At 43.0% G+C, this 12,988-nt stretch carries 9 protein-coding genes; 5 read left to right on the forward strand and 4 right to left on the reverse strand.

Annotated elements, in window-relative coordinates; all coding sequences use genetic code 11:
- Positions 1-68: 68 nt before the first annotated feature.
- The 5 genes from F1E73_RS02510 (at position 69) to nadD (ending at position 4,271) form a co-directional block, all read left to right on the forward strand.
- Positions 69-839, forward strand: coding sequence for a 3-keto-disaccharide hydrolase (locus F1E73_RS02510; protein WP_086476397.1), 771 nt, complete (start codon positions 69-71; stop codon positions 837-839).
- Between the two features lie 19 nt (positions 840-858).
- Positions 859-1,689: a 3-keto-disaccharide hydrolase gene (locus F1E73_RS02515; protein ID WP_394349896.1), complete on the forward strand. Its 831-nt coding sequence runs from the start codon at positions 859-861 to the stop codon at positions 1,687-1,689.
- A gap of 474 nt (positions 1,690-2,163) precedes the next feature.
- Positions 2,164-3,021, forward strand: a complete 858-nt coding sequence (locus F1E73_RS02520) for a YicC/YloC family endoribonuclease (protein WP_086476396.1) — start codon at positions 2,164-2,166, stop codon at positions 3,019-3,021.
- Entirely contained in the window at positions 3,021-3,608 is a 588-nt protein-coding gene (gmk, locus tag F1E73_RS02525; protein WP_086476395.1) for a guanylate kinase, read from the forward strand. Before F1E73_RS02520 ends, gmk begins: the two co-directional genes overlap by 1 nt.
- 72 nt (positions 3,609-3,680) lie before the next feature.
- Positions 3,681-4,271, forward strand: coding sequence for a nicotinate (nicotinamide) nucleotide adenylyltransferase (gene nadD / locus F1E73_RS02530; RefSeq protein ID WP_086476394.1), 591 nt, complete (start codon positions 3,681-3,683; stop codon positions 4,269-4,271).
- A 112-nt stretch (positions 4,272-4,383) separates the two neighbouring features.
- Here the strand turns inward: nadD and F1E73_RS02535 are convergent, their stop codons facing one another.
- From F1E73_RS02535 to F1E73_RS02550, 4 genes are all read right to left on the reverse strand, one after another.
- Complete coding sequence (locus F1E73_RS02535) at positions 4,384-5,781, reverse strand: SusD/RagB family nutrient-binding outer membrane lipoprotein (RefSeq protein WP_086476393.1); 1,398 nt, start codon at positions 5,779-5,781, stop codon at positions 4,384-4,386.
- Positions 5,782-5,792: 11 nt separating this feature from the next.
- Complete coding sequence (locus F1E73_RS02540) at positions 5,793-8,993, reverse strand: SusC/RagA family TonB-linked outer membrane protein (RefSeq protein ID WP_150451024.1); 3,201 nt, start codon at positions 8,991-8,993, stop codon at positions 5,793-5,795.
- Between the two features lie 10 nt (positions 8,994-9,003).
- Positions 9,004-10,251, reverse strand: a complete 1,248-nt coding sequence (locus tag F1E73_RS02545; protein WP_150451025.1) for a M14 family metallopeptidase — start codon at positions 10,249-10,251, stop codon at positions 9,004-9,006.
- A 416-nt stretch (positions 10,252-10,667) separates the two neighbouring features.
- Positions 10,668-12,935, reverse strand: a complete 2,268-nt coding sequence (locus F1E73_RS02550; RefSeq protein ID WP_086476390.1) for an inorganic phosphate transporter — start codon at positions 12,933-12,935, stop codon at positions 10,668-10,670.
- Positions 12,936-12,988: the final 53 nt, after the last annotated feature.

The following is a 12,988-nucleotide window of genomic DNA, read 5'->3' on the forward strand; positions in this document are numbered from 1 at the left end:
GCTATGTGAACTTCATTGCCGCTAGGCGAGTTTACATAGGGTCATTAAAAACTTATAAAAATCTACCTATGAAAAACTTATTATATACTGCCTTAATTGCTGTTTTGGTGATGGGCTGCAAGGAAAAAAAGGAAAAAGACGGGGCGTTGCCAGATTCGGACGTCACTACAAATACGGAAACAGCTGCCAGTGCATCCGAAAACTCGGGAGAATGGCAGGTGCTTTTTGACGGGACCAATTTTGATTCTTGGAAGCGATATTTAGAAGAAGGCGTTGGTGAGGCTTGGAAAATAGAGGATAACGCAATGGTGTTCTATCCGCCTAAAGAGCGTAAAAAAGGGGAGAAGTATAACCTAGTGACCAAGGAGAGCTTTACCAATTTTGTTCTTTCCCTAGAGTGGAGAATCTCTGAAGGGGGAAATAGCGGAATCTTTTGGGGAGTGAAAGAAATAGAGAGCTTGAACGAGGCCTACCTTTCTGGACCAGAGATTCAAGTCTTGGACAATAAAAAACACCCCGATGCCAAAAACGGACCTATCCGTCAGGCAGGCGCTTTGTACGATATGGTTGGGCCTAGTGAAGATGTTACCAAGCCGGCTGGGGAATGGAATACCTGCGTGCTTACAGTAAACCACAAAACCAATGAAGGCAGTGTGGTCCTCAATGGCAAGGAGATTATTAACTTCCCGGTAAATGGGGAAGGATGGGAAGCCTTAGTGGATAAATCCAAATTTAAGGGCTCCGATCATTTTGGGAAATATCCAACCGGAAAAATTGGTCTGCAAGACCATGGAGATATCGTTGCCTATAGAAATATAAAGATCAAATCTTTGGACTAAGTCAAATAACCATACTTTTATGAAACTTACTTTTACGTATATCCCACTTTTTTTATTGCTTACCGTCGCCTGCAAGGAAAAGGTAACGGTAGATGCCATGGAACCCATTGCATCTAATATGCAATCCAATGAGCGAGTGGTTCATGAGGAATATAAGGGTGCCGAGCCTACCACACCCGAAGAAACGGAAGTGTACAAGCCTATACCCCCTGTGGTAAAGTCTACCCCTGCTTTTCTAGAGCCCCCAAGTGATGCCATTGTGCTTTTTGATGGCGATAACTTAGATAATTGGGTGAGTACCAAGGATGGCTCCAAAGCCAAATGGCACGTGAATTCGGATGGGAGCATGACGGTTGCCGATAAAACTGGGGACATTCAGACCGTTCAGGATTTTGGAAGCATTCAATTGCACCTAGAGTGGAAATCTCCCAAGGATATCCAGGGTGAAAAACAGAGTAGGGGCAATAGTGGGGTGTTTTTACAAGGCTTGTATGAGGTTCAAATATTGGATAATAACGATAATGACACCTATGTAAACGGGCAAGTAGGCTCCATTTATAAACAACATACGCCCCTAGCCATGGCATCGGTACCTAGTGGGGAGTGGAATAGTTATGATATCATCTACCATGCTCCGGAATTTAATGAGCAGGGCGATAAAACAAAATCTGGCACTATTACCGTTATCCACAACGGGGTGGTGATACAAGACCATGTAGAGATAAAGGGAACTACTCCTTATGTGGGATGGCCTAAAAATCCACCACATGGAAAAGGCCCCCTAAGACTACAAGACCATGGGGATAACAGTAGGGTAAGTTTTAGAAATATTTGGGTTAGGGAATTGTAATTCAATTATAAGGGAGCTTTTTATAGCAACAACTAGGCTTTTTTGATAGCCGACAAGTGTAAATAAAGTTATGCTGTAAAAAGCTCCTTCCCAAATAATGGTCAAAATACTACAAGTCGCTAGCCTCCTAACGACTTGTATAAGTATAGAATTTAAGTGGTTATAGGTGAAGTGGGTGCTTCAGGTTGTTCATGCCTAGGTACCTACTTTGCTTTAGTATGTGTTATTACTTCTAATAGTCTTATGCCCTGTACCTACCATTGCTTCTGTGGGGCAAATTTGGAGGGTAGCGTCTAACGGCATTTGTGAAGGTCCCCCCAGGTATCCCTGTAAATCTGCTAAAAGCATAATCTATAGGGCTGTTAGCGTTCCATGTGATAGACGTATCACAAGTAGCACAATCCTTGATTATACCCTGGAATGGAGGATGAAAAATCTAATTTGATTACATTTGTCAAAATTTAAATTTATTTTATGATTCAATCCATGACGGGTTTTGGGAAGCATGTGATACAACTTCCATCCAAAAAGATCACCATAGAGATCAAATCCCTTAACAGCAAAAGTCTAGATTTAAACACCAGGATTCCTTCGGCTTACCGGGAAAAGGAATTAGAGCTGCGTAAAACCATCGCTAGTTCACTAGTGAGAGGGAAGGTAGACTTTGGTCTATATGTTGAAAACACGGGTGTAGAGACTTCTTCGGTGGTTAATGAGGCCGTAGTGAAGCAGTATATGCAGCAGTTAGGTGGAATTGTACCTGGAAATGATATGGCATTGTTGGAAATCGCAATGCGTATGCCCGATACCATGAAAACGGAAAGGGAAGATATAGATGAAGAAGAGTTTAAGGTTATAAAAGAGGGATTGGTCTTGGCCTTAAAGGAAATTAATGCCTTTAGAACGGAGGAAGGAAGGGTCTTGGAAAACGATTTTGAAGCCCGTATCACCAATTTAAAGGAGTTGCTTTCCCAGGTCACGGAAATGGATAAGGATAGATTGCAAACCGTTAGGGAGCGATTGGAGAAGGCGATTGCAGATATAAAGGAAAATGTAGATGCCAATCGCTTTGAGCAGGAGTTGATCTATTATTTGGAGAAATATGATATTACCGAAGAAAAGGTAAGATTGCAAAACCACTTGGATTATTTTACTACTACCCTTAATTCTGTGGATTCTAACGGTAAAAAATTAGCCTTTATTGGACAAGAAATCGGTAGGGAAATAAACACCATTGGGTCCAAGGCTAACTTTGCGCCCATGCAACAGTTGGTGGTGCAGATGAAAGACGAATTGGAAAAAATTAAGGAACAAATGCTCAACGTATTATAATGAAAGGAGGAAAGTTAATTATATTTTCAGCACCATCCGGGAGTGGTAAGACTACTATAGTAAAACACCTTTTAAAGCAACCAGAACTTAATTTGGCTTTTTCCATATCTGCCACCTCCAGACCAAGGCGAGGTGAGGAGAAACACGGGGAGCACTATTATTTTATGGACTTGTCCGAGTTTAAGCAACATATAAAGGAGGACAATTTTTTGGAATGGGAAGAGGTATACCGAGATAACTTTTACGGTACCCTAAAGAGTGAGGTAGAGCGTCTCTGGGCCGAAGGAAAGAATGTAATCTTTGATATTGATGTGGTAGGGGGCTTACGGATTAAAAAGAAGTTCCCGGAACAGACCCTTGCCGTTTTTGTAAAGCCCCCTAGCGTGGATGAACTAAAAATAAGGTTAAAGAAACGAAGTACGGAATCCGAGGACAAAATTAATATGCGAGTTGCCAAGGCTTCTGTAGAACTGGCAACGGCACCACAATTTGACCGTATTATAAAGAATTACGACCTAGAGGTAGCGTTGGAGGAAGCACATCAGTTGGTGGCCGATTTTGTAGGGGTAACCCCAAAAGCTACATAGATTACTCAGTACTGTTAGTACTGGAGAGGGTATAACCGGTTATTTTAAAATGATAAAGGACTTATAGCACACATGAAACAGAAACGGGTGGGTTTGTTTTTTGGGACGTTCAACCCCATACATATAGGCCATATGGTAATTGCGAACCATATGGCAGAATTTTCGGATTTGGATGAGGTGTGGTTTGTAATTACCCCCCAAAGTCCATTTAAAACCAAAAAGACCTTATTGGAGAACCACCATCGGTACCAATTGATCTATGAGGCAGTTACCGATTATCCCAAATTGCGGCCCAGCGATATCGAGTTTAATCTACCGCAACCTAATTATACCGTGCATACCCTGGCTCATATATCCGAAAAGTACGGGGATAAATATCACTTTTCCCTTATTATGGGCGAGGATAACCTAAAAGGGTTCCATAAATGGAAAAACTATGAGGTTATTCTGGAGAATCACGACATCTATGTTTACCCAAGAGTTTCTGAAGGGAAAACGGATACTCAATTTCAGGGACATCCCAAGATACATCATATTGCAGCTCCCATTATGGAGATATCCTCTACCTTTATTCGTAAACAAATAAAAGAGGGTAAAAATATACGGCCTATGCTAACTGAAGCTGTTTGGAAATATATCGATCATATGAATTTTTATCGCTAGGCGTAGCAGCGAGCTAAACAACCTCCGGAAAAGGTATTCTATTCCTATCAACCATAATAAAAAGGCTCCCAAAACCTAGGTTTTGGGAGCCTTTTAGGTTCTACTTTTTTGGTTACTGATTTAGCGAAGTTTTTTGGAAAAGGTCTGGTATGGGGCTTGGGGCATTGGGATTCCCATCGATCTCGTCCTGTGCAATTAAAAACCTTTCTGGATAAGCATTGCCTGCATTTATAGGAAGCGGCATGGCGATATCCGGATCGGTAGTCCGTATGCGTCTAAAATCATCAAAAGGAGTTAAGGTGCCAAAGCCCGTTACGTATTTTTCCTCCATAATTTCGCGTAAAAGGGCCTTTCCTGCCTCTATATTGTCTGAGTTCATCATGCCACCGGCATCAAAATCGGCCGCAACATAGGCATCGTATTGAAAGGTTAGGCCGGGATCTCCTTTAAAGGCATTGCCGGTATTTAAATATTGTCTTAAGGTGTTTAAATGGCCTAGAGCCTCCTCAAAACTCACCGTTCTATAAGCGGTTTCCGCTAGGATCATTAAATTTTCCTCATAGGTCACCAAGGGCATGGTGGCATGTGCGGCGCTTAGTCTGTTGTCATTAATTGCGGCATTATCCAGAATAAGATAATCGCGCCTTCTACTTTCATCAGTCTTGGGATTGTTCCGGGAATTGGGGTTGTCTTTATCCAGCAAGTCCTGTAGAAATGAACCATTGGATGTAAGGTCGCCCGCCCTACTTCCTCTCAAAATTAGGTTGTAGAGGCTACTATTCTCATCCGTGGAACCGTAATCACTGTACGCTGCGGCATACCGTAGGGAGTTTTCCGCAGATTGCACGCCTAACAGGGCACTTTGATAGGCCTGGTCGTATTGTCTTGTCATTAAAAAATAACGCGCCTTTAAGCTGTGGGCTACTTGTATCCATGCCTTTGGATTTCCTCCCAAAAAGATGTCATCCTGAAATCTTCTGGACTCTGGTACCATGTTTAATTGGGAAATAGCAGTGTTTAAGACGGATTGTGCCGCCTGCAGCACTGCTTGCTGTCCGTCAAAAATTGGATTTTCTGCTACGCCTACTTCGCTATAGGGAACATCTCCAAACATGGAGGTAAAACTACCTATGGCATGTGCCTCCAGAATATTGGAAATTCCTTTTAAAAGGTTGTCATTGGAGGTTTCCTGAATGATGTCGTTTTGGGTCATCACTCCGTGGTACATAAAAGCCCATATGCCGTTAGAATCTTCGGGAGAGATAATATAATCGTTGATTCTACCATAGAGGTTGTCCACACCCCTCATCTGGCCCGTCCAAAATTGGGAAATTCTCATGAGGTGTCCGGATTGGATCTGTACATTGGCCAGCTCCATACCCTTTAGGAGTAGTTCTGGCGGGACATCGGTGGCTACATTGGGATCTTCGTTTACATCCAAATAACTTTCGCAGCCTACAAGGGATAGAAGCAATGTTATGCTCACTAGCTGTTTTATATATTTTTTCATCGCTAATATTTTTAATAATTGATATTAATTCCAATAACCACAGATTTAGAGCTAGGGTTGGTAAAGTAATCCAGGCCTTTTCCCACGCCTGCACCAAACTGATTTACATCTGGGTCTATCCCCTTAACCTTGGTCCACAAGGCAATGTTCCTTCCCGTGAGGGAGAACTGTACGGATTCCAGTCCTATCCGCTTCATTAAGTCGCCCTCCAGGCTATAGGCTAGGCTTAGTTCCCTTAACCTGGTCCAGCTGGCATCGCCTATGGCAAACTCGTTAATTACAGACCCTCCAAAGCCTCCTCCCAGGGAGGTATACCAGCTTTGGTCCAATAGTACCGGCCCGCCGCCAAAGTCCATTACATTGCCCCGTACCGTGCTTCCGGCCGTAATAAGGTCCCCGTCCGCATTCAGTAGGTTTTGGGAAAGGGTAACGTCGTTGCCAACATCTGCATGGGTACCAAAACCGTATAGAACATACTTTGTCCTTTCCCCTATATCATTACCCTGACTGGTTTCGAACAATACATTAAGGGATAGGCCTTTCCAATTTGCACGTAGCCCTGCAGCGCCACGCCAATCCGGGTTGGGGTCGCCCAGCACCTTATCCCCAGAGGTATCTAACTGCGGAAAACCGTTTTCATCCAGGTTTAGACTACCATCCGGATTTTTTAGGGCCGCACTTCCCAAGAGAACGCCCAAGGGCTCTCCCAATACGGCGCTGGATTTAATGGAAGATCCTGGGGTGAGGTCTACGGAAGCAACTCCTCCCAGGTCTGTTACTTCATTTTTATTGCCAAAGACGTTCCCGTAGATACTGAGGGAAAGGTGCTCTTTTTTCAGGAAATTATAGTCAAATTCCACTTCATACCCCCTATTCTCCAAGGAAGCTACGTTCCCGGAGAAGGTGTCAAAGCCAGAGGAGGGGTTAAGGTCTAGGTTCAAGATCATGTCATTGGTCTCATTGTAATAATAGGTTCCGGATAGGCGTATGCGATTTCTAAAGAAACGAAGATCCATTCCCAATTCGTACTCCTTCTTTCTTTCAAATTTCAGCAGTGGATTTCCCTGGTCGTCATTCAATCTAAAGCCCCCACCAAAGGCAGTAAGGGAAATACCATCGGAATAGGAAGAGTAGGTGGCGGTCTCGTACCCAGTTTCCCAACCATGGGCATCGGGTGCCAATCCTACCTCTCCATAGGCCAATCTAAGCTTGGCAAAAGAAAGGGCGCTACTAGGTTCTAGGTTAAGTAAGTTACTCCATTTAAAGCCCAATTCTGCACTGGGGTAAACCAATGCTTCGGAACTGGAAGAAGCGTCCTCATGGGTAAGTCCCAAATTTAGGTTTAACAGATCGTCATAGTCAAAACTGGTCTGCCCATAAAAGCGTACGTTTCTTATTTTGGTTTTCCTTTCTATAACATCCTTGTTGGCGGCTATGGACGGATTTTGTAGTCGGCTGTTGTAGAGGAAATCGATTGCCTCTACATACAACTGCTTTCTGTCCCTATCGTTTATGGCAGCGCCTAAGGTGGTTTTATTCGTTATTTTATCCCCTAGGGAAAAATTTAGCATGGAGATAAGATCGGCGGATATCTCCGTATTGTTGAAAATTTCGTTTTGGTACCTCCCGTTATTGGCTCCATCTGCCGAAAACATAGGGAAGAAATATACCCGATCATCATTGTAGGTGTCCAGGCCGCCCCGTAGAATAAAGGCTAACCAAGGAGTGGCCTTGATATTAAAATCAACGGAACCAAAGACGCGGTCTACTGCGGTTTCACTAGTTACTTCGTTCACCGTCCATAAGGGGTTGTTGTACGTGGGATTTTGGGTATTTCCTAAATATCTTCTATAGGATCGGTGGCGAAGCGGTACCGGATTCCCGTTGCTGTCATAATAAGTGCCTATGTAGTCCGAAATATCAAAATCTGGTGGGGTGCGTAACAATCCCAAGTAGATACCAGCTGTGTTGGAGCCTTGTTGTATTCTGTTGGATTTGCTGTTGGTATAGGAAACCTTGGCCGAGGAGCTTAGCCAATCATTAAACTTATACGTATTTCCAATGGTAAAAGTATTCTTGTAATAATCCGAGGCTTTTATGATTCCCTCCTGGTTTAAATGGGAAACGCTAAAGTAAAAGGTGGCGCGTTCACTACCACCGGAAACATTGAGCTTAATGTCCTGGGCGATTCCATCATTGAATACCCTGTCAAAATTCCTATCGGAATAGATGGCGTTGCTATTCTTTTGGGTGATGGGGTAATATAAGGTGCCGTCCTGTGCCTCAAAATATTGACCGCTAGTGTCCAATACATCGGCTGCTCCAGACCGGTCCGAGATACGATCGCCCCAAGAGTTGGCACTGGTTGGGCTATAGTTGCCATTGGATCCTTGTCCAAAACTTTTCTGTAAGGGGTGCCTTCTATTTATTTTATCAATAGAGACCGAAGAGCTCAAAGAAACCGCCATCTTTCCTTCTTTTCCCCTTTTGGTGGTGATCACTATCACTCCACCTAGTGCCCTAGAGCCGTAAATGGCACCTGCGGAGGCCCCTTTAAAGACTTGGATAGATTCTATGTCGTCTGGGTTAATGTCGTTTAAACGCGATTGCTGGGATACTCCACCGTCCGAATCACTCCCCAAGCCTTCCAAATTGCTATTGTTAATGGGAATACCGTCTACTACAATAAGCGGCGCACTCCCATTAATGGAACTCACTCCTCGGATCTGTATGGTAGATCCTGCACCAGGATCGGCACTGGTGCCTGTTATGCTTAAACCTGCAGCCTTCCCGGCCAAACTGTTTACCAAGGTGGGTTCCTTAGAGCGCAGGGCGCTTTCTGCTCCAATAACCGAATAGGTAGAGGCCACATTGTCCCGTTTTTCCTTAAATCCCAGTACGGATACCACTACCTCGTCCAAGGCTTGTGCATCCTCCTGTAATACCACATTGATAGTGGTGTTGGTTCCAACGGCAATTTCCTGGGATTTGTAACCCACATAGGAGAAGAGCAGGATATCCCCTGTTGCTGCATCAATGGAATAATTTCCATCAAAGTCACTGGTGGTCCCTTGGTCGGTGCCTTTAATAATGATGGATGCCCCAGGTAGGGGGCCTGCTCCATCACCTACATTTCCTGTTACGGTCACTTGGGCCTGGCCCAGTCCTACAAGGAATAGTGTAGCGATTAGAAAAATTAATTGTTTTTTCATTGAAATGGTTTTAGTTATTCATGTTTACTAGTATTCTCATCATTTCCTGGGCAGATACCCTACCCTTTAAGGCGATAAAGTCCCGTGGGGTATCATCCCCAATTTCATAAGTGATTCCTATAGCCTTAAATCTGTTTAAAAACCAGCCCTTGGATACTGGCTTGGTGCTGGTGCTACTTTTTTCATTTACCGTATAATTGGGAATGTTATTTTCCAAACCAGCAAACCACTGTGGTAGAAAATTGGGAATGGTAGTGCCTTCCCGCTGGTCATTGGTATAAAATACATCATACCAGGTGGAGTGGAAATCGAGACCCAGAAGTACCTTTCCTTGGTCTTTTTTTAGGACTTCCTCAATGGTAGAGACTACCTGTCTTATCTCTGGTTGTCGGTATTTGGACCAGTCCCTATTTAAATCTACCCCGCCGGCATTATGTCTCCAGTGGCCTAGGTCTACCCCATCGGGATTCATAATGGGAAAGGCCAGGACCCGATACTTGTTTAGGAAGGACTTGGAAAGGGCAGAATGGTCTAAAATGGTTTCCAAAAAACTTTGAAAGGCCATAAACCCGGTGACCTCTGGTGGGTGCTGCCGTGTTATAAGTATTACAACGTCTTTTCCCTTAGCACTGCCTTGGTAGAGATCTAGATAGGGGATGTCTCTATTTCCTGGGGTGCTTCCTGCACTTTTTAAACGTACCGCGGTGGGGTTTGTATTTGCCAGCCCCGTATACCAGTCCTTGGTAAGCTTACTGTTATAGATTTCTTGTGCGGCGATAAGTGTGGTGTCTGGGGATACCTTCACTTTAAGGGTGAAAATAGAATCCCTAAAGGAGTACTGGGACGAATCTACTATGGTCCATGGTGCTCCGTTTTGTTTAAGTTTTGGGATGTACCGATGTTTATATCCCTTTGGGTAATGAAAGGTAAAGTAGACCGGTTTTTGATGGTCTGCCCATGTTTTAAATGCATAATAGGGACTATTGTTTATAGGTTGGTTTTCTGGTTGAATATATAGGGTGATGGTAGAATCATTGGTTTTTTGAAATCCATTGAGTCTTGCCCCAGCAAAAGTGTTGTCCAAATACAGCCCCAGCTCAGGTATTGCTAACAACTGCTTTTTTTGATAGGTAATTGGCCTGGTTTCAGTATCTACCGGCTCTGGGAATTTTATTCGTTTGGGGCCCGAGCAGTTGGTAAGGGTCGCCAATGCAATAATTGCTACAACTACTTTGTTAAAAGCTGGTCTTGAGTACATTGGGTGTGGTTGGTTTTAGTTTTTAACAAATAATTAAGACTAAGTGAAGTTAGAAAAAGATTTAATACGGCAATATTATTTTTTCACTTTTTTGTATTTTTTTGACTCCAATAATGAGAATGTTGCGGATAGATAATAGGATTATTGCTGTAATCGGAGGTATTGTTTAAAAATACTGAGGGAATGTTAAGGAGGGACTTGTGGTTGGTAATCGGAGTTAGGATATAGGGAAAAGTGGCGGGTGGTTTAGGAGAAACCTGCCATTATACTCAAAAGGATTTTATATAAGGTATAGACTGGTTGGAGTTTTCTAGAAACAAAGAAAGAAAAAAGGGGGACTGTAGAGAAGTTGATAAAAAAAAGGCAACCCATGCTAAGCTTGCACAGGTTGCCTTTTTGATTTAAAATTGGGAAGCCTACACTTCTACTTTGGCGGGCTTCACCGTACTGTCATGTTCTTGGTAGTATAATTCCAATAAATTCATAGTGGCGTTTATAAAATCCTTTGTTTCCAAGAGAATGGTAAAGTAAAGGGTAGTGTTCTTGGGGCTCGATTCTTCTGTACGAGTCCTTGCGATCTGTTTTTCAATCTTCTGGGAGACCATATCTAACAGCGTCTGCTTACTACCTAATATAGATCCTATCTGGGTGAAATTACGGGTTTCAAAAGCTTCCTTGGTCTCGCTAAGCAATAAGTCTAACTTCTGATCTATTTCCTTAATTTCCTTTATCTGGTTGTACTTCAACTTCTTGTGGTTGTTGTTGATGTGCTTGTGGCTAATCTTGGACAGGTACTCCAGGGATTGGGTCATATCCTGCAAATAACCTAAAATATTAATGTAGAAGTTACTTGCACCAACACTTGCCTCATCTAGGTTTTTAATGAAGAAGAAGATGTGGTCTCTTAATTCATCTACCTCGTTGGATAGTTTTACCACCTGCTTCTTGTTTTTCTTAAGCAAGTCTAAATCTTGCTTTGCTAAACCGTTGATGGTATTGGTGTATATCTTATTACCTCTTTTGGCAACATTAGATATATTATTGGCACTTTCTTCAATAACTCCTTGTATCGAGCTGCTTTCCGCTTTTCTCAAGCTATCCTCAGCACTAATTTCCTTGGATTTTTTGTTGTGGGAAATATAGTTGCGAACCAATAAAAGTACCGCAATCAACAATAGGATGGCCAGCATAGAAGGGACGTGAATATTGATTAGGTAAGCGATGACCGCCGCTGAGACGAATGCCATCAATGCAGTAAAAAACCAACCGCCAATTACATTTAGTACTCCGGCAACCCGGTAAACAGCACTTTCTGCACCCCACGCCCTATCGGCCAAGGAAGTACCCATGGCCACCATAAAGGTTACGTAAGTAGTAGATAACGGTAATTTGTAAGAGGTTGCAATGGAGATTAATACCCCGGCTACCATAAGGTTTACCGCTGCCCTAATAATATCGAAAGCGGGCATCTCAAAGGTCTTATCCTTAGAAAGGGCTATGACTGGCTTCTCAAAATTGGCATCAATTTTTTTCTTTAAGGAAGCAGGTGTAATAGCATCTGCACCGGCAGATATTAGCATGGCTCCCCTTACAATACTTCTTGACAAAAAGTTGGGTTGAAAACGCTCTTTGGATTCCCCTTCACGGGATAGGTTAATTTCTGTTTGGGTAACATAGCGCGCCTTTTTAGAAAACCAAAGGGTAAGCACCATTGTTATTCCTGCCCCGAACAAGAGGTAGGTAGGGGTAGCAACCTTGTTGGCAAGAATACCCATATTAAATTGATCGGCCGCTATTCCAGATGCCTGCCAAGCCTCAAAAGATTGCCAAGCGGCTATTGGTACCCCAATAAAGTTCACCAAGTCGTTCCCCGCAAAGGCAAGCGCTAGGGCAAAGGTACCTGCAATAATAATAAGTTTGTAACTGTCGTATTTAAAGAAGGCAGTTAATAGGTAAGAAATTAGGGACCATAACGCAAGGCTCCCAATTATAATGCCTGCAGTGTGGTTTTGGGTAAATTCTAATACACTGTCGCTTACAAAGGAAGCACCCTTTAATCCTTTGATCAATATAAAGTAGGTAATGGCCGTTAGTGCTGTTCCGGCAAATAAGGCGCCTATCCATTTTGCCTTTCTCCTAAAATTAAAGGAGAGCAATAAGCGGGAAATATACTGTACAAAGGCACCCACCGAGAATGCGATGACCACCGAGAGCAGAATTCCCAGGATAATTTCTGTGGCTTTGGAGGTATTAATGTAGTTGAATACTTCCACATAGCTTCCAGAAGCGGCCCCTATTTTTATAAGCGCCATGGCTACCGAGGCCCCCAATAGTTCAAATACGATAGAAACCGTAGTGGAAGTGGGCATCCCTATGGTATTAAAGAAGTCTAACAGTAGGATGTCTGTAATCATGACCGCCATAAAAATGATCATAATCTCGTTAAACATAAACTCGCTGGGATTAAAGATCCCCTTTCGGGCTACCTCCATCATTCCTGAGGAGAAAATGGCCCCTACGGCAATTCCAATGCTCGCTACCACCATAATAGTCCTAAAAGAAATCGCTTTAGAACCAATGGCAGAGTTTAAAAAGTTCACTGCATCATTGCTCACCCCTACTATCAAATCGGCAATTGCCAAAAAGACAAGGGCTATTATCATCAAAAAGTAAATATCATCCATAGTTGTTAAGATAAATGTTTGCAAATATCCAAAGTGAATTGGTCACTAATGTT

The organism is Arenibacter lacus, from assembly GCF_008711145.1.
GTDB classification, from domain to species: domain Bacteria; phylum Bacteroidota; class Bacteroidia; order Flavobacteriales; family Flavobacteriaceae; genus Arenibacter; species Arenibacter amylolyticus.